An 18,186-nucleotide genomic window follows, 5' to 3' on the forward strand; every position below is an offset into this window, starting at 1 on the left:
ACTTGTTGTGTAATAAATACAACATTTAATTAATTCGTAGCGAATTCTCTACGTGCCTCTGTGCTTAACTCTGTGCCTCTACTCTGTGGGAAGATAAAGCGCCTATGCGTTTAAATTTCAACCCTCAATTCGTCACGATCTTACATAAAGCTGTACTAAGTACATTAAGAACTATCTTAACTTCGTATTGCCTAAAGTGGTTTTTGATTAAAGGCAGTGCCTGATGGCTGGGAATAAGAGTGCCGTTATGCGATGTGCAATTTCTGTTATTACCTTTTTATAGCCATAGGCATTATGATCAATTCCAAGTTCTGCGTCGGCAGGCTAATTGATCGCAATGTTTTTTATGAATTTAGTCTGGCAACGATTTACTTTATCATCTTTACCGCTCAAAGAATACCTTGCTAGCAGTTACGTACACCGTTTTCTGGTGGGACTGTTAAGTTCTTGGCGGCAAACCAGCATCTTGATTCAGTGGGGAGATGCGATCGCAGCGGCTTTACTCAGCTTAGTATATGCGCTTGCACCTTTTGTTTCGAGTACATTGGTGGGCTTGTTGCTGGTGGCTTGTGTAGGATTTTGGCTGTTGTTGACTTTATCTGATGAAGTAACACCAGCAAATGCCTCCTCAGTCACTCCCATTCACCTACTGGTATTGCTCTACTGGGGAATTGCCGCAGTAGCAACAGCATTATCACCAGTGAAAAAGGCCGCACTTAACGACTTGGCAACGTTGACCTTGTATTTGCTGCTATTTGCCCTTTGTGCCAGGATACTGAGGTCGCCTCGCCTGCGATCTTGGATTATCACACTTTATCTGCACATATCGTTAATTGTCAGCGTATATGGGTTGCGGCAATGGTTTTTTGGAGCCACAGCACTAGCAACTTGGGTTGATCCAGAATCTCCTCTGTCTAAGACTACAAGAGTCTACAGTTATTTAGGCAATCCGAATCTATTGGCTGGATACCTCTTACCAGCAGTAATTTTTAGCTTGGTGGCAATTTTTGCATGGCAAAGCTGGCTTAAAAAAGCTTTGGCATTAACAATGTTGATTGTAAATACTGCTTGCCTAATCCTCACTTTTAGCCGTGGCGGTTGGATTGGACTAGTGGTAGCAATTTTGGCTGTGATGACATTGCTAGTTTATTGGAAAAGCGTAGAAATGCCTCCTTTTTGGCGCACTTGGTCAATACCGATTGTTTTAGGAGGTTTGATCGGGGTATTGATACTAGCAGTAATATTTGTAGAGCCTGTGCAGATCCGGGTGTTGAGCATTTTTGCTGATCGCAAAGATAGCAGTAATAATTTTCGCCGGAATGTCTGGGATGCAGTCTTTGATATGATCCGCGATCGCCCGATTTTCGGCATTGGCCCTGGCCATAATTCTTTTAATAAAGTTTATCCGCTTTACCAACGCCCTCGTTACACTGCTTTAAGTGCTTATTCTATTTTGTTAGAAGTGGCTGTAGAAACTGGCTTTGTTGGTTTAGCCTGCTTTCTCTGGCTAATAACTGTCACCTTCAATACGGCATTTCTACAGATGCAACGATTGCGACGATTGAGAAATGTAGAGGGATTTTGGTTAATTGGAGCGATCGCTATTTTGTTAGGGATGCTAGCTCATGGAACCGTAGATACTGTTTGGTATCGTCCTGAAGTTAATACGCTCTGGTGGCTCATTGTTGGCTTAATTGCTAGCTACTGGACACCTTTAGGTCAAAATCAGACTAATTCATCTAATTTAGAATCAACAGTAAATTAAGATAATTAAGTTGTCAGTTGTTTTTCTACTAAACAACTGACAATTTTGAATCATCTAGTAACAGTCCGGCGGTAATAAACGTACCATTTCATTACAGTCAGAAAGCCCAAAACTAAAGCTTTTTGACTTTTGAGAGCTAGTTGCTAAAGAACCTAAGTTCGGCATAAGTTGAAACCCTTATTACACCGTTGCTTGATTCTGAGATAGGTCAACGTGTTTGCGTCGTTTCCGTCAACTAACGCTGAATAAATTTTCTTAACCCGAACTGAGGTTAAAGAGCAAAAACGCTAAGAGCGTAGCTTGTTTCCCAGTAGGGGTACACGTCGGCAGAGCCGACGCCAGTCAGTCATGGGCGAAACTCCCTACAGCCCTTTGGGCATCCTACGGCAGGCGCTAGCCTTTCGCTTTGGGAGAAGGCCGCATGCGCTGGCTCCTTTTGACTTCCGCCTTGTGGTACTAGTCCCTATAGTTAGTGGCTCCTGGAGCATTAGGGTCGCGGTAAGCAGTAGGTTGGCTCTCACTCTTTTTACCAGCCAAACCAGCCAAACCAGCTAGACCAAGCAATCCTAGCCAACCCCAATCAAAACCGTTGCGATCGTCGGAAGTGGTCGTTGTGGTCGTTCCTGAAGTAGTATTTGCTCCGGGGTCATTTGTCGTCTGAGCTTGTGCGGATAGAGTTAAAGGTAAAACTCCTATACTCAAGCTGAGAACACCAGCACTAACAGCTGTAATGAAATTACTTTTCATAAGTTGTGACAATTCCTTATGCCATCCGAAGTTACTAACCACTTTATCAATTCCTAACCTAAAGAAAATCAATCTGCGGCTATAAACTAGGAATTTTCACAACTCACGCTGTGGACATACAACATACTTCTTACAGCAATGGGTTTCTCACTCTGGTGTGGTAGTTTAGCGGCATTAACGCTCAATAGTTTTTCATTGCCCGTTGAATGTCACGCTGGTCTTGGCGTCGTTTCAGGTCTTCTCGCTTATCGTGGAGCTTTTTACCTTTGCCAAGGGCTATACTTACTTTTACCCACCCGCGTTTGAGATACATTTTTAAAGGGATTAAAGTTAAACCCTGCTGTTCTACTGTGCCAATTAGCTTGCGAAGTTCTTTGCGATGCAATAGCAACTTGCGTGTACGCCGTGGTTCATGATTAAAATATTGCCCACTAGCGTTATAAGGCGAGATATGCACATTGATCAACCATGCTTCACCATTGCGAAGCAAAGCATAGCCATCTTGAAGATTGACTTTACCCGCACGAATGGACTTAACCTCGGTTCCTGTCAACTCGATTCCAGCTTCGTAAGTTTCTAGAATTTCATACAAATAACGGGCTTGGCGGTTGTCGCTAATAACTTTGTAACTGTCGCTCTTGTCGCTCATTGATAATTTTGTGTGCTTTAAATGTACCTAAAAAATTATTTGGATTAGCTTGTTAATTATAGGCTGTATCTTAGAACCGCTATAAATTCTGAACTGTATATCACTAATTTAGCTTTTATTCAGTTCAAAATTAAGAGTCTTCTGGCAACTTTAAGTTAGCTGATCCCAATTACCTGTGAGGTTGAATAGAAAAATTAGCTCAAGCTCCAAGTCTGACGAAGGCCGATTTTGTGTAGTTTTACAAATAATTGGTATGACGCCAATAATCATTAGTGATTGACTAAGGATTAATTACAACGGACAAAAAAGGATACTTATACTTACTTAGTTTTTGAGCAATTATTAATTATGTCAATATTAATTTACACTGTGGTAAGCATTTGCTCTACCTTATTGATGAGTTGTTACAAATTACCAAGCTCTCTGTGCCTTCCAAGCGTAGGGAGTCAAAGGTGAGTTTAAATTCCTTAATCCTTCTTAAGGATTTAAGATTGATTTTATAAATCACTCTTGAAGGCATTCATTACCTGGTAATCCTGTCATAGTATGAAACATAAGAACACTATTCTTGCCTGTGTTCACTGATGAAGCGCGTAGAAGCAAATTTCTGAGTAAAAAAAATGCTAGGGGTGTATTGTCCATGCCCTTGACGATCCTTGTAGTGGATGATGATTTGGGCACTCGTCTGTCTGTTAGCGACTATCTTGAACTGTCTGGCTACTCAGTGATCACGGCTAATGACGGTCAAGAGGCTTTGGTTATGGTGGATGAGTATCATCCTGATTTGATTGTTACAGATATCGTTATGCCACAGATGAATGGTTATGAACTAGTGCGCCGAGTGCGTCAACAACCAGTGTTTCGGTTATTGCCTGTCATTTTATTAACGGCCCGAACTAAGACCCAAGAAAGAATTTTGGGCTACCAATCAGGGTGTGATTTATACTTACCTAAGCCTTTTGAATTGGAAGAGTTAGCAGCAGCAATCCGCAATCTTTTGGAGCGATCGCAAATTATTCAATCAGAGTACCGATTCTCTCATAAAGAGAGTTTGGGCATTTCCGCCTCGACAAAAGCGGCGGATGCCCATAATTCTCTGTCCACTCAAATTCAGAAATCCCATTTGCACTCGTCCCTAACTCATAGAGAACAGGAAGTTTTAGAGTTATTGACTCATGGTCTTTCTAATGCCGATATGGGTCATCAGCTACACCTGAGTCCTCGCACAGTGGAAAAGTACGTTAGCAGTTTATTGAGAAAAACTTCAACCAGCAACCGAGCAGAATTAGTGCGTTTTGCGATGAAGCATGGTTTGGTGGAATAAAAAAGTGAGGAGTGAGGAATAAAACTCCTAACTCCTAACTTTTAATTCCTAACTTTTGTGAGCAGACCTTCACAAGCATCAATCAGTAAATCAATAACCTGATTAAATCCCTCTTGACCACCGTAATAGGGGTCTGGAACTTCCTTTAGGGTGTGCCGAGAGCAAAACTCGCACATCAAACGCACTTTATGCTGATACTGCTTAGTTTGATCAAGAGCGATGATGTTCTCATAATTTTCTTGATCCATCGCTAAAATCAAATCAAAGTCTTGAAAGTCTGACTTTTGAAACTGGCGTGCTTGACCACGCAGTTTAATTCCCAACTTTGTAGCAGCCGCAGCACTCATGCGTCTGTCAGGTGGGCTACCAATGTGATAACTAGATGTACCAGCTGAGTCACAGAGGATGTGTTCGTTCAAGGCAGCCTGCTCAATTAGATGATTCATAATGTTTTCTGCCGATGGCGATCGGCAGATGTTACCTAAGCAGACAAATAACAACTTGTAAGCCATAGATATTTTTTGTCTTTTGTCAAGAGTCAAAAGTCATTTGACCAATGAGCCATGACTAATGACTTTTGACTAAAATCCAGGAAGTTCCAGTCCACTGGTCAAATCTTCCATGCGTTCCCGCATTGTTGCAGTGGACTTGTTGTAGGCTTCTTTCATTGCCACCGTCACGAGATCAGAAAGTACTTCTGCACCTTCCCCTAGAGCATCTGGAGAAATTTCTACCCGCTTGGGTTCCTGGTTCCCACTGACAATCACCTTCACTAGACCACCGCCAGATTCTCCTTGAATCTCCATTTGCTCCAATTCTTCTTGGAGTCGCTTTGCACCTTCTTGAACTTGCTGTGCTTTTTTAAAAGCTTCGGCTAGTTCCTTCATTTTTCCTAAGCCAAAGCCGAATCCCTGTCCTTTTCCTGTCATAATTATATTTACGCTTGTGCGTTGAATAACAAATCAAATTCAATTATAGATGCGGTAAGTAATTTGCCTATTTTTTTACTAATAATTAATGCATCAGAGAGTGGGGAGTAGAGAGTAGGAAATAGAGTATCAGTTATTTCTCTTTCTGCCTCCCTTGTTACCTCATCTCCCAGCCCCCACTCCCTACTCGCCATTCCCTATCCACAAGCACCTTGAAACTCTCCGAGCATTTTGACTTCTGGCTCTAAATTAATAGACCAACGTTCTTGTACCTGATGTTGGATGTGGCGAATGAGGCAAAAAATATCGCTGGCTTTTGCCCCGCCCCGGTTAACGATGAAATTAGCATGGAGTAGTGCTACTTGCGCTCCACCAATTTGGTAGCCTTTCAGACCAGTTTGTTCAATCAACCAGCCAGCACTATAAGGTTTGGGATTGCGGAATACACTCCCACAACTGGGAAAGTTGTATGGTTGGGTACTCAAGCGATGCTTTTTGTGTTCTTTAGTGATTGCCACAACTTTTGCTGGGTCTGCACCTGGCGCGAGTTGTAAGGTGGCTTGGGTGACTATGCGATCGCCACCTTGCAATAATGAAGTTCGGTAGCTATAACCTAACTGTTCAGGGGTAAGAGTTTCCAGCGTACCATCGGGTGAAAGTACCTCGGCACTAACTAACATATCTGCGATACAGCTATTATGTGCCCCTGCATTCATCACCACCGCACCTCCGGCTGTTCCAGGGATACCGACAGCCCATTCCAATCCTTGCCATCCTAATTCTGCTGCCGCCAATGCCAAACTAGGAATTGATTCTCCGGCAGCAACGGTTAATTGACCGGTTTGGGGGTCAAAGTTGCTGAAGCGGAGATGACGAGTAGCAATGACTAAGCCTGATATACCGCGATCGCTCACTAGCAGGTTAGAACCTGCTCCTAGTGTTGTCACCTTTAAATCACGTTCTTTTGCGTATTTAAGACTTGCTTGCAGTGCTTCTAAGTTTCGGGGGGCAACGTACAAATCAGCTGCTCCCCCAACTCTATAGGAAGTAAACGCTGACAAGCAAGCCTGGGGCTTGATCGTACAATCAGTATTAGGTAAGTAAATAACTTCACTGTCCACTGAATTAACCGTTTGATGTTTCTTTGTATTCAAAGCAGAAACTGTGCAGACGTTTCCAGCTGCCTGGGAAATGGTCATCTTTACTTTGTTTTGGTAAAATTTTTACATTTATTTACCGCAAAGATACGGTAATAGAGTTCACAAATGAAACCATTGCTAGAAGAGCGCTTTGTTCAGAAATAAAATTTCGCAAAGTTTCCACTTAAGATGTGGCTTTAGCCGGTTCGCAAAGTGTCGTAATTATTTCAGGAATCACCTGATTCAAGTTCCCAGCCCCTAAAAACAGCGCCAAGTCTCCTGGGCGTAGTGTTTGCAGCAAGAACTCACACACTGAGGATAAAGTTGGTTGATAAACTACAGGAGAATGCTGTTTAGCAATTTCCGCCGCTAGATGTTCACCAGTAATTTGCCCTAAATTGGGTTCACCTGCACTGTAAATATCAGTCAGTACAACCAAATCAGCATGGGTAAACGACTCGGCAAATTCTTCTAAAAATGTGAGTGTCCTGCTATAGCGATGGGGTTGGAAGATTGCAACCACTCTTTGTGCTGGTCTTGCCTGTAAACGTGCTGCGGCAAGAGTAGCGCGAATCTCGCTGGGATGATGAGCATAGTCATCAATGAAGGTAATACCATCAACTTCACCTCGGAACTCAAAGCGACGTCTTGCTCCTTCAAAGGTGGCAATACCTTTAGCGATTTCTCCAAATTCTAAACCCAAGGCGCGACCAACAGCCACTGCTGCTAAGGCATTACTGAGATTGTGCCGACTGAGCAGCCGCAATTTCAACACGCCCAAAGCTTTGCCTCTTTCCCAAACTAGAGCCGTGGTGCCATCAGCCCGATAATCAATATTAGTAACGGTATAGTCAGCGTCTGTATCTGAATGTAAACTGTAGCTGATTGTAGGTTGCAAGCGATCGCGCACTGTAGGACAGTCAATGCTACCTATCAATGTTTTACAACTCTGAGCAAACGTCTGGAAGATGTCAATTACTTCTTCTAATGTATCGTAATGGTCAGGATGATCAAGTTCAATATTGGTGATGATGCCAATCTCTGGAGCGTGTTTTACCAAGGAACCATCAGATTCATCTGCTTCGGCTACCAAATATTGGCTTTGTCCCAATCGAGCATTACCTTCCCAAGCATTGACTTCGCCACCAACTAAAATCGTTGGGTCTAGGCCAGCTTCTAGAAGCATATAGCCAATCATGCTACTGGTTGTAGTTTTGCCGTGTGTTCCTGCCACTGCAATGCTGTGGTAATCGGCAATCAAGGCTGCTAGTAGATCTGAACGATGAAAAATTGGGCAACCTAATTCTAGTGCTGCTTTGTATTCTAAATTATTTGTGTTAATTGCTGTTGAACAAATGACTTGAGGTAGTTTTGACTTAGTATCAGTAGGTAATTGTTCTTGTGAATTTAATACTACTGGATTCACTAATACTTGAGGGCGAAAGAATTCAAGATTGCTTGCCTCTTGTCTACCAAAAATATGAGCGCCGATAGATTCCAATTTGTGCGTAATGTGGTTAGCACGAAGATCCGAACCTGATACTGGAAATTGACGCTTGGCAAGAACGTATGCCAGAGCAGACATACCTATGCCGCCGATACCAATGAAATGAAATGGTCTACCACTAAAATCTACAGAATTAGTCATTTATTGCTCCTTTTACACCACACCACACCATAATCACAAATGACACGCGTATCATAACAGGAATTTGATTTTTACCGTAACTGTCTCTGTATCATGTTTATGTTTAATGGCCAAATGATGATTCCGCTCTGGTTTTCCTTGTTCAGAATGATTTTACCTTGGTTGGAGGTTTTTGCTATTTCTGAACTGTTGTTAAGATTATTCTGAAAATTTTGACCGCATCGGGAAAGAAATTCTTGTAATGTCAAATACATATTTTTGACTACCTTACTGGAATTGGCTACATCATACATTGTTAGTGAAACTGATTTTAAATTGCATCAAGTTTAGGACTGAATTGACTACAATAGTACATTGGTAATGAAACTATTTTTCAATTGCATAAAACCCAGATATAACTGGATGCAGCAATTAGCAATTTTTGGTGGCACATTTGATCCAATTCATTGGGGACACCTGCTCGTAGCCGAGACAGCTTTGCATCAAGTATCGCTTGAAAAGGTAATTTGGGTGCCATCCCTAAATCCTCCTCACAAAAAAGCAGCTTTGTTTGAGCATCGTGTGGCAATGCTGCAATTAGCCATAAAAGATAACCCAGGGTTTACCGTCTCACTAGTGGAGGCAAATCGCTCTGGGACTTCCTATGCGATGAACACGCTGAACGATTTATCTGCTTCTTACCCAAATACTCACTGGTACTGGATTGTGGGCTTGGATACTTTCCAAACCTTACCTCGTTGGTACCGTGGACACGAACTAGCACAAATGTGTGATTGGTTAATCGCACCCCGACTGCTAGGTGGTGAGACTATAACTCAAAGCAAATTAATCTGCAAGCAAGTGGAGGAACAATTCAAAGAGCAGTCACTTACCATTCACTGGCAACTCTTAGATATACCTTTAGTAGGAGTTTCGTCAAGTCTAATTCGCAAATTTTGCTGCGTTCGCCAGTCAATTCGTTATTTAGTCCCGGAAACGGTTAGATCATATATCACTAACAACAATCTCTACTCGAACAAATCTGAATAAATTATGTGTTTTTTTGTTGATCTAACACTTTATGGTTAAAAGTGCCCCCCCCCTTTGCGATATGATTGGGGTCAACGATATCAACATATAAGCATAAATACAGAGGGCAAGACACTGTGATTAGAGTTGCAATCAACGGTTTCGGGCGGATTGGACGTAACTTCGCACGCTGCTGGGTGGGTAGAGAGAATAGTCAAATCGACCTTGTGGCCATTAATGACACATCAGACCCTAGAACCAATGCTCATCTGCTGAAGTATGACTCAATGCTAGGGAAGATCAAGGGTGCTGAGATTAGTGCCGATGATAACTCTATCATCGTTAACGGTAAGACCATTAAGTGTGTATCCGATCGCAACCCAGAAAACTTGCCCTGGAAAGATTGGGGAATTGACTTAATTATCGAAGCAACCGGGGTGTTTACTAGCAAAGAAGGAGCGCTCAAGCATGTGAATGCTGGAGCCAAGAAAGTTCTGATTACCGCTCCTGGTAAAAACGAGGATGGCACTTTTGTGGTTGGTGTGAATCATCACGACTATGACCACAACAAACACCACATTATCAGTAACGCTAGCTGTACTACCAACTGCTTGGCACCAATTGCCAAGGTGTTGAACGATAAGTTCGGCATCATCAAAGGCACGATGACCACCACCCATAGCTACACAGGTGACCAACGTTTGCTAGACGCTTCTCACCGGGATTTGCGACGGGCGAGGGCAGCAGCGATAAACATTGTACCCACCTCTACTGGTGCAGCAAAAGCAGTGGCGCTGGTTATCCCAGACCTCAAAGGCAAACTAAATGGTGTTGCCTTACGCGTACCTACCCCGAACGTCTCAATGGTAGATTTCGTAGTTCAGGTTGAGAAGCGTACTATTACTGAAGAAGTTAACCAAGCTCTAAAAGATGCTTCCGAAGGGCCACTCAAAGGCATTTTGGACTATAGCCAACTAGAACTGGTATCTTCTGATTATCAAGGTAGCGATGCTTCTTCGATTGTCGATTCCAGCTTGACTTTGGTTATGGGCAATGACCTAGTAAAAGTTATGGCGTGGTATGACAACGAGTGGGGTTACAGCCAACGAGTTTTGGATTTGGCAGAATTAGTAGCCGCGAAGTGGCAATAATTAGTCATTAGTCATTAGTCATTAGTCATTAGTCATTAATCATTAGTTTTAGACAAAGGACAAATGATAAAGAACAAAGGACTATTGACCAAAATGTTGAAATCCCTGGCTGAGACTGAGAACTTGGTCAGGGAATTTTTTTTGTTCGTCGTGTAATAGTACTGTTGATCCTGATGTAATGTTTCCCACGATCGCAGCACCTTGACTAAGATGTTTTACTAAGGCTAATGCTGATTCTTGTGGCAAACACAGCACTAATTCAAAGTCTTCGCCACCGTATAGAGCATAAGCTAGCGCTTGCTCTTGTGTCAGCCAATTGTCAAAAGCTGCTGGCATGGAGATTTGTCTGCGTTCTAGGACAGCGCCAACACCACTGGCGCGGCAAATTTGGATAATTGCATCTGCCAAACCATCGCTGCTATCCATACCAGCTATAGGAATTTTGGATTTTAGGCTGCACCTTTGGTGCGCTTCCAGCGTAACTTGGATTTGGGATTGAGATTCTAGAATTTTCCAGAGGATTGGTAAAACATCTAATCGTGGCTGTGGGCGCTGGTGGGCGAGGATTAAAGCCGTTTTTTCTTCGTCGTTGAGGTCTTGTCCTAATTCGGGATGCAAGAGCAGTTCTAAGCCACCTCTTGAGGCTCCATGAACGCCTGTAACGATGATCGCATCCCCGACTACAGCAGCAGAACGGCGGATAATTTGGCTAGGGTTAACTTGACCAAAAGCAGTAATTGCTAGAGTAGTTACAGGCGATCGCACGACATCACCTCCGACAATTGAGGTATTGTATTTTTGCAGGCATTCTGTCATTCCCTGATACAATCGCTCAACCCAACTCACCCTAACTTCACCGGGTAGTCCCAACCCGACGGTGATTCCCAATGCGGAAGCGCCCATTGCTGCTAAATCTGATAAATTGGCAGCAGCAGCTCGCCAACCAGCATCTTCTGGGGAAGTGGTGACATTGCTAAAATGTACGCCATCAACCAGCACATCTGTTGTAACTACTAAAGATTGCTCTGGTGCAGTCACAAGTACTGCTGCATCATCCCCAATAATTTCTGGTGGACAAAAGCGTTGCAATCTTTCTAAAAGACCTTGTTCACCAATTTCTTGTACTTGTTGAGAAGATAACTTACTGTTCACAATCGGTTTTCCGCGTTGCAAAATTACTAAGAAAACTGATGATTTGCTTTACTGTTTAAAATAAGGGTATCGTCTAGGAGTCAGTTGGGATGGTAACAACACCAGTAACCAGCATCACATTTGAGGAGTACTTAACCTATGATGATGGCAACGGTTTCCATTATGAACTGGTGGATGGCAAGCTAGAGCTAATGAACCCACCAACTATTGAACATTTTCTGATTGCCAAATTTCTTGAGCAATTACTAGATGCAGAAATCAAACGTTGCAGCTCACCTTGGCTGAGTTTTCGGGAAAGTGGGGTGAGAACGGGTAGAAATAAATCTAGGTTGACTGATTTGTGTGTAGTGACAGTGGAACAAGCCAGAGAATTGTTGAATGCCTCAGCAGTATTTCAGTCACCCCCGTTACTAATTGTCGAGGTGGTCAGTCCAGAGTCGCTGAAACGGGACTATCGCTATAAGCGATCTGAATATGCGGCCTTAGAGGTTCCTGAATATTGGATTGTAGATCCGCTAGAAGGAAAAATTACAGTGTTACTACTGGAAGATGGATTTTACGAAGAAACACTTTTTACTGCTAATCAGCAAATTGTATCACGGACTTTTCCAGAATTAGCGGTTGCAGTTGATCGAATATTCACCGCCGGAAATCTGAATCAGGGGAGACGCGATTAATCGCGTCTGTACAGGAGTTAGGAGTTATTAATTAATCTCCCTCATCTCCCTCATCTCCCCCTGCTTCCTTCTTATGCTGCTTGCGGTTCAACCAGATTTTCTATTCCCTGAACGACTTTTGCCGATTCAATTTTGTCACCCGCCTTCAGTTGATCCAAAACTTCTTTGCCTTCGGTGAGATAGCCAAAAACGGCATAGCGACCATCTAATAGGTTGCGTCCGGCGGGAGTGAGTTCTGGTTCAAAGAGAAAGAAGAAGAATTGTGAAGAACCTCCATTTACTTCACTTTCGGGACGAGCCATTACCACTGCACCAAAAGCAGAGAAAGGCAGAACTGGCATATCAATGTAACGACCAGCTTGTTCTAGCGTAATCCCATAGGTAGGTTCTTTATCACCCTCAACTAAGACTTCTAAGGGAATAGCACGATATTTGTTGGTATTTGGATCAATGAAACCTACGTCTTTGCCGACGGGATCTCCAGTTTGCAGAAAGTAAGATTCTTCAGAACGGGTAAACTCTAAGCCATTATAAAAACCCCTCTGCACCAAATCTACAAAATTCCCAGCAGTGACAGGGGCACTATAACCGTCCACTACGAGGGTCAAATCGCCTTTGTTAGTTTTGATTTCTACAGTGGCACGACCTTTAAGTTGTGGCAGGTTACTGAACTGGGCAGGCACTTCAAAGGGGAATTCTTTCACCATTGACTCTTCTAGCTGAGTAATGAGATCAAGAAGTTTGCCTCTTTCTTGGAGAATTTGTTCTTTATCTTTGCTCTTCGCCAGTTCTTCTAATTTACCCACTCCAGATTTCAACTCGGTAATCCAAGCTTCCGCTTGGGGTTGGCGTTCTGCGGGAACGCTTGTTAATATTTGGGAGGGTTTATCGAGAATTCGGGATGCTTTGCTGATGTCTTTGGAAATAGCACCCCATCGCCGATTCGCCCGGAGTTGGGCAGAGATGTCCTCTAAACTGGCTTGTAGTTGCCGTACAGGTTTGTTATCTATCGGGAGTGCATACCGCAACAAAGCCTTGCCGTCGGTGATTGCGTTGCCGGCTGGCAGCGCGGCGCTACTGGAGGGAGTCCACCCAGCTGTAGTTATGCCTAAAAATATTGTTACCAGCAGTATTGCCATTAGGCTGTTCTTCAGCCAGGATTTTAATAAGTTAAGCATGGGATAACTCAAATGCAGCATTAAATTGTTGATTGGACGTAACCCATAAATAATCTTCCCACGTTAAGTGATGACTGGATCAGAGGTCTAGGGCAGAGGACAAATGACAAATGACAAATGACAAATGACAAATGCCCAATGACGACTCTAGAAGGGTACAATAAATGCCGATTGTCTTCCAAAATTTGAAAGCTTCATGATCTCCAGTAACGACTTTCGACCCGGTGTTTCAATTGTATTAGATGGGTCTGTATGGCGAGTGCTTGAATTCCTGCACGTCAAACCAGGCAAGGGTTCTGCCTTTGTACGAACTAAGTTAAAAAATGTCCAAAGTGGGAGCGTGATGGAAAAAACGTTCCGGGCTGGGGAAACAGTCCCGCAAGCCACCCTAGAAAAAAGTACGATGCAGCATACCTATAAAGAGGGCGATGAGTTCGTCTTTATGGATATGGAAACCTACGAAGAAGGCAGATTGACCCGTGCACAAATTGGCGATCGCGTCAAATACCTGAAGGAAGGTATGGAAGCTGAAGTTATTAAGTGGGGCGACCAGGTACTGGGAGTAGACTTGCCTAAGTCTGTGGTTCTGGAAATTATAGAAACAGATCCAGGTTTAAAAGGTGATACTGCCACTGGTGGCTCAAAACCAGCAACTCTAGAAACTGGTGCAGTTGTGATGGTTCCTTTGTTTATTTCTCAAGGAGAACGCATCAAAGTTGATACCCAGGAAGATAAGTATATCAGCAGGGAATAACTTTCATCTCTAAGGAGATGCTTGTTCCCGATGGAAATCCCTACATAGGGATTTAATCCCTGCCACACTTAAGATGCTCATTTACGGATAGGTCGAGGTAATAAAAACTGTGCCATTGGACTTTAATGAAATCCGCCAACTACTGGCAACTATCGCACAAACAGATATTGCAGAAGTAACACTCAAAAGCGATGATTTTGAACTAACAGTCCGTAAGGCTGTGAGCGTCAGCAATCAGATGTTGTCGGTAGGTCAACCGACATTAGGCGGTGTGGTAGGTTCGGGACTGATATCGGGTTCATCTGGAGGAAACCAGATGAACGCAAGTCAGGTAACGGAGGTATCTACATCTCGTGTGTTTGAGAATACTGGTACTAGCACACAATTGCAGTTGTCAGTAAATCCTCCCTCAACCATTGACCAAAGATTAGTAGAAGTGCCTTCCCCAATGGTGGGAACGTTTTATCGCGCTCCTGCGCCGGGGGAAGCGGCATTTGTGGAAGTGGGCGATCGCGTCCGCAAGGGTCAAACTGTCTGTATCATTGAAGCCATGAAGCTGATGAATGAAATCGAAGCCGAAGTCTCTGGACAGGTGATGGAAATTCTTCTCCAAAATGGTGACGCTGTAGAATATGGTCAACCTTTGATGCGAATTAACCCTGATTAAGTATTAATCTATATATCAAATGAGTCATTCCAAATGAGTCATCGTTAAAACTTCAGTCCTTGCGGGTTAATCCTGATGAAACAAACGTTGCCTTTACCACCAGAAGTGGTGCAACAAGTAGCTGAATACTTCAGCCTGTTAAGTGAGCCGATGCGTCTGCGGCTGCTCCACTTATTACGGGATGAAGAAAAATGCGTGCAAGAGTTGGTAGAGGCAACACAGACTTCTCAGGCAAATGTGTCAAAACACCTGAAGGTAATGTGGCAAGCAGGTATCCTTAGCCGCCGCAGTGAAGGAACTTGCGCCTATTACCGGGTAGAAGATGAAATGATTTTTGATTTGTGTAATCGGGTTTGCGATCGCCTTGCCACAAGGTTAGAAGAACAAGCCCGTAATTTTCGTGTATTAAATAGTAAACGTTAGGTCTTTTATCTTTTGTCATTTGTCCTTTGCTAATGACAAATGACCAATGACCAATGACTAAAGCGGATAATTTTTCTGAAAGCTTTCACGAGTTAGTGGCTGTTGTAACTCTACACCTTCACCACCTAAAACATCTAACGGTTTGCCGTTCACGTCAATGTACACCTTGGCTTTGGGATTTAAACTTGTCGCAGTATAAACAACTTGCCCTACGCGACCCATCATTGAAGTGCTACCACCACCACTGGTAAAATCTTCAGATAAATTAACGTGAACTTCGTCATTTTCTGACTTTAGCCCCAAAAGTTTGGTTCCTTTGGGGATAGTTGTGGAATCTGTCGCTTCGGCTGGTGACCCTGCCAACAAACTTTGGAAAGCTGCTTCTAATGGCTGGTTGGGTCGTATAGAAGCCACTCTAACAGGCTGGGGGACTAAAGCAACATTTTTGTCTGTTGATCTGAGCCAATAAACATTAGGGGTTTGCTCATTAGCTGGCTGCCTAGTTGATGGCTGTGTCGGCTGTTCGATGCGCCCAGAGGGATTTGATGGTGTAGGAATATTGTTGGATTGGGAAGTAAACCAAGCCACACCACCACCTACCGCTAAAACCACTGCTGAGACAGCTGCGATTGTGCCTGAAGAAATACGATTAGATCCTTGTTGGTCTTTCATGTTCAAAACCTTCCTGACTGAGGGCTGATATGGTAGTTATATGGGGAGCAGCCTGGTTAACGACGATACTTGTAACTGAAGAGTTTCCCACTATCTAAAGGAGACTTTATGCCTCAAAAGGCAATTTATTTTTAGTTGTGCAAGTCTCTGGTTTAATTTTAGAATTTCTATTTCTAATCCGTCACCTGCCAAATTATGTAAATCTCATTCTTTTTAGAGATGAAATTTACAACGCAGAGGAATGCAAAGTAAAATATTTATTCCTCTGCGAAGCTTTGCGTAAAACCTTGCCTTTAATTTTTTACCTGAATGGCGTCGGTAATCCACTTATGAAGTGTAGTTGTAACTTCCTCTATGACAATTTCTTGAGATTTGCGGGTGGCTCTTTCTACAACTTCAACTTTGCCATTAGCGATCGCCCGCCCGGTTACAATTCGATAAGGTATGCCTATCAAGTCAGCATCTTTGAATTTAACTCCAGCCCGTTCATCGCGGTCATCTAGTAGGGTTTCAATTCCCCTGGAATTGAGTTCTGTGTAAAGTTTTTGGGCGATTTCGATTTGTTGAGCATCCTTTATGTTTGGAATTGTGACGATCGCGTGATAAGGTGCGATCGCAACTGGCCAAATAATCCCATCTTTATCATAAGATTGCTCTACGGCAGCTTGTGCTAATCGTGATACACCCACGCCAAAACAACCCATAACTAGCGGCTTCTCTTCACCCTGTTCATTGGTATAAGTTGCTCCCATCGCTTGGGAATATTTAGTGCCTAATTGGAAGATGTGACCGGCTTCAATTCCACGGGCGCTTTGTAAGGTTTGTTCTGGGTTATGGATGGCGCGATCACCTGGTCTTGCTTTACGTATATCTACTATTCGCCTTGGTAGTGTAAATTTCTCGCCCCAATTAGCACCGACTACATGATAACCAGCTTCATTCGCACCTGTAACAAAGTTTTTTAAATCAACGGCTGTTTGATCCACTAAGCGCAAAAACTTGGGATGGATCTGTTTGTTGGCGGTAATATACTCATCTGCGATGTCTGGCGCAATGTAGCCTAGAGGTAGAGATTTAGCTGTCCATGCTTGCTGGGCTTCTACATTTGGCACATTCAAACTAATAATAGTTTTAGCGCTATATTCAGGAGCGACTTTGGTCAATTCATTTTGCAACTTAACTTCATTAACTTCCTGATCGCCTCGGATGCTCACCAGAACCAACACCGTCATACCATTATCATAAACTGTCTGATAAAGGACATTTTTCACTAATTGAGTGGGAGAACAGTTGAGGTGTTGACAGACCTTTTCAATCGTCTCTGTTCCAGGTGTATCGCGTTTCTCGTAGGTTGTAAACCGTGAAGTTTCGGCATCAATTGGTAAAGAAACAGCCTTTTCTACGTTAGCGGCGTATTTACCATCCTCAGTGTAGAGAACTTCATCTTCACCAGCTTCCGCCAAAATCATAAATTCTGTGGAACCAGAACCACCAATTGCACCAGAATCAGCTTCCACTGCCCGAAAAGCTAAACCAGAACGCCGCAGCATATTGCTATAGGCTTTATACATATCCTGGTAAGTTTCTTTGAGGCTGACTTCATCGGCATGGAAGGAGTAGCCATCCTTCATGATAAATTCTCGTCCGCGCATTAAACCAAAGCGGGGACGAATTTCATCGCGGAATTTGGTTTGAATTTGGTAGAGGTGCAGTGGTAACTGGCGATAAGAGCGAATCATATCACGAGCGATCGCTGTGACTACTTCTTCATGAGTTGGGCCTAATCCTAATTGTTGCTCACGGCGGTCAATTAGGGAAAACATGATCCCCTCAGCTTTGGTATAAGTGTCCCAGCGTTCCGATTCTTTCCATAAATCAGCAGGTTGTAATTGTGGTAAGAGGCATTCTTGTGCGCCTGTAGCGTTCATTTCTTCCCGCACAATTTGGGAAACTTTTTGCAATACCCGCCACATCAAAGGCAAATAAGCATAAAGACCACTACCGATGCGACGAATGTAGCCTGCACGGAGTAATAATTTATGGCTAGGAATCTCAGCATCAGCTGGATCATCCCGGAGTGTAACGAATAACATTTGTGACAGTCGCATCGTTTATAGCCTTTCTTTGATCACTAATTTCTATGTCAACTAAAGTATGAAGTATTAAGGATGAAGTACAAAGGGCATGGGGCATTGGGCATTGGGAAAGAGGAGGCATAAGGCAGAAGTTCTTTAATTTTAAATTTTGAATTGATTTCTCCCCCTACTTCCCCTGCTTCCCCCACTCCCTACTCCCCACTCTTC

General features: G+C 43.3%; 18 protein-coding genes. 8 read left to right on the forward strand and 10 right to left on the reverse strand.

From position 1 onward, the window contains the following. Positions 1–346 precede the first annotated feature (346 nt). Complete coding sequence (locus H6G26_RS18050) at positions 347–1,765, forward strand: IctB family putative bicarbonate transporter (protein WP_190730563.1); 1,419 nt, start codon at positions 347–349, stop codon at positions 1,763–1,765. Positions 1,766–2,221: 456 nt separating this feature from the next. Here H6G26_RS18050 and H6G26_RS18055 read toward each other — a convergent pair whose 3' ends face one another. Together H6G26_RS18055 and smpB are read right to left on the reverse strand one after the other, a co-directional pair. Further along, a complete protein-coding gene (locus H6G26_RS18055) occupies positions 2,222–2,512 on the reverse strand; it encodes a WGxxGxxG family protein (protein WP_190730564.1) in 291 nt (96 codons plus the stop codon). Between the two features lie 181 nt (positions 2,513–2,693). Then, positions 2,694–3,161 carry an SsrA-binding protein SmpB gene (smpB, locus tag H6G26_RS18060; protein ID WP_100900463.1) on the reverse strand — a complete coding sequence of 156 codons (468 nt, stop codon included), beginning with the start codon at positions 3,159–3,161 and terminating at the stop codon, positions 2,694–2,696. A 640-nt stretch (positions 3,162–3,801) separates the two neighbouring features. On the opposite strand from smpB, the gene H6G26_RS18065 reads away from it, so the two are divergent. Then, positions 3,802–4,485 carry a response regulator transcription factor gene (locus H6G26_RS18065; RefSeq protein WP_190730565.1) on the forward strand — a complete coding sequence of 228 codons (684 nt, stop codon included), beginning with the start codon at positions 3,802–3,804 and terminating at the stop codon, positions 4,483–4,485. Positions 4,486–4,526: 41 nt separating this feature from the next. Here H6G26_RS18065 and H6G26_RS18070 read toward each other — a convergent pair whose 3' ends face one another. The 4 genes from H6G26_RS18070 to murC all read right to left on the reverse strand — a co-directional run bounded on the left by H6G26_RS18070 (position 4,527) and on the right by murC (position 8,201). Beyond that, entirely contained in the window at positions 4,527–4,997 is a 471-nt protein-coding gene (locus H6G26_RS18070) for a low molecular weight protein-tyrosine-phosphatase (protein ID WP_190730566.1), read from the reverse strand. Positions 4,998–5,066: 69 nt separating this feature from the next. Next, positions 5,067–5,414, reverse strand: a complete 348-nt coding sequence (locus tag H6G26_RS18075) for a YbaB/EbfC family nucleoid-associated protein (protein ID WP_190730567.1) — start codon at positions 5,412–5,414, stop codon at positions 5,067–5,069. A gap of 197 nt (positions 5,415–5,611) precedes the next feature. Further along, on the reverse strand, positions 5,612–6,613 hold the full coding sequence (gene murB, locus H6G26_RS18080; RefSeq protein WP_190730568.1) for a UDP-N-acetylmuramate dehydrogenase: 1,002 nt from the start codon (positions 6,611–6,613) through the stop codon (positions 5,612–5,614). Positions 6,614–6,737: 124 nt separating this feature from the next. Then, positions 6,738–8,201 carry a UDP-N-acetylmuramate--L-alanine ligase gene (gene murC, locus H6G26_RS18085; RefSeq protein ID WP_190730569.1) on the reverse strand — a complete coding sequence of 488 codons (1,464 nt, stop codon included), beginning with the start codon at positions 8,199–8,201 and terminating at the stop codon, positions 6,738–6,740. A 402-nt stretch (positions 8,202–8,603) separates the two neighbouring features. On the opposite strand from murC, the gene nadD reads away from it, so the two are divergent. Both nadD and H6G26_RS18095 read left to right on the forward strand, forming a co-directional pair. Beyond that, entirely contained in the window at positions 8,604–9,230 is a 627-nt protein-coding gene (nadD, locus tag H6G26_RS18090) for a nicotinate (nicotinamide) nucleotide adenylyltransferase (RefSeq protein ID WP_190730570.1), read from the forward strand. Positions 9,231–9,346: 116 nt separating this feature from the next. Then, positions 9,347–10,360: a type I glyceraldehyde-3-phosphate dehydrogenase gene (locus tag H6G26_RS18095; RefSeq protein WP_190730571.1), complete on the forward strand. Its 1,014-nt coding sequence runs from the start codon at positions 9,347–9,349 to the stop codon at positions 10,358–10,360. Positions 10,361–10,441: 81 nt separating this feature from the next. On the opposite strand, the gene thiL is transcribed toward H6G26_RS18095, so the two are convergent. Next, positions 10,442–11,512 carry a thiamine-phosphate kinase gene (gene thiL / locus H6G26_RS18100; RefSeq protein WP_190730572.1) on the reverse strand — a complete coding sequence of 357 codons (1,071 nt, stop codon included), beginning with the start codon at positions 11,510–11,512 and terminating at the stop codon, positions 10,442–10,444. A gap of 89 nt (positions 11,513–11,601) precedes the next feature. On the opposite strand from thiL, the gene H6G26_RS18105 reads away from it, so the two are divergent. Next, positions 11,602–12,189: a Uma2 family endonuclease gene (locus tag H6G26_RS18105; RefSeq protein ID WP_190730573.1), complete on the forward strand. Its 588-nt coding sequence runs from the start codon at positions 11,602–11,604 to the stop codon at positions 12,187–12,189. A gap of 71 nt (positions 12,190–12,260) precedes the next feature. On the opposite strand, the gene H6G26_RS18110 is transcribed toward H6G26_RS18105, so the two are convergent. Beyond that, positions 12,261–13,367 (reverse strand): peptidylprolyl isomerase, encoded by a 1,107-nt coding sequence (locus H6G26_RS18110; RefSeq protein ID WP_190730574.1) that lies wholly within the window; start codon positions 13,365–13,367, stop codon positions 12,261–12,263. A 196-nt stretch (positions 13,368–13,563) separates the two neighbouring features. On the opposite strand from H6G26_RS18110, the gene efp reads away from it, so the two are divergent. The 3 genes from efp to H6G26_RS18125 all read left to right on the forward strand — a co-directional run bounded on the left by efp (position 13,564) and on the right by H6G26_RS18125 (position 15,211). After that, on the forward strand, positions 13,564–14,121 hold the full coding sequence (gene efp, locus H6G26_RS18115) for an elongation factor P (RefSeq protein ID WP_190730575.1): 558 nt from the start codon (positions 13,564–13,566) through the stop codon (positions 14,119–14,121). Positions 14,122–14,230: 109 nt separating this feature from the next. Continuing rightward, positions 14,231–14,788 (forward strand): acetyl-CoA carboxylase biotin carboxyl carrier protein, encoded by a 558-nt coding sequence (gene accB, locus H6G26_RS18120; RefSeq protein WP_190730576.1) that lies wholly within the window; start codon positions 14,231–14,233, stop codon positions 14,786–14,788. A 75-nt stretch (positions 14,789–14,863) separates the two neighbouring features. Next, complete coding sequence (locus tag H6G26_RS18125; RefSeq protein WP_012407243.1) at positions 14,864–15,211, forward strand: metalloregulator ArsR/SmtB family transcription factor; 348 nt, start codon at positions 14,864–14,866, stop codon at positions 15,209–15,211. Between the two features lie 57 nt (positions 15,212–15,268). Here H6G26_RS18125 and H6G26_RS18130 read toward each other — a convergent pair whose 3' ends face one another. Further along, the gene (locus H6G26_RS18130) at positions 15,269–15,883 is read right to left on the reverse strand and encodes a GerMN domain-containing protein (protein ID WP_190730577.1); all 615 of its coding nucleotides are present in this window, start codon (positions 15,881–15,883) and stop codon (positions 15,269–15,271) included. A gap of 293 nt (positions 15,884–16,176) precedes the next feature. Beyond that, positions 16,177–17,991 carry a proline--tRNA ligase gene (locus tag H6G26_RS18135; protein ID WP_190730578.1) on the reverse strand — a complete coding sequence of 605 codons (1,815 nt, stop codon included), beginning with the start codon at positions 17,989–17,991 and terminating at the stop codon, positions 16,177–16,179. Positions 17,992–18,186: the final 195 nt, after the last annotated feature.

The sequence above is a fragment of the Nostoc sp. FACHB-888 genome (assembly GCF_014696655.1).
In the GTDB taxonomy this organism is placed as follows: domain Bacteria; phylum Cyanobacteriota; class Cyanobacteriia; order Cyanobacteriales; family Nostocaceae; genus Nostoc.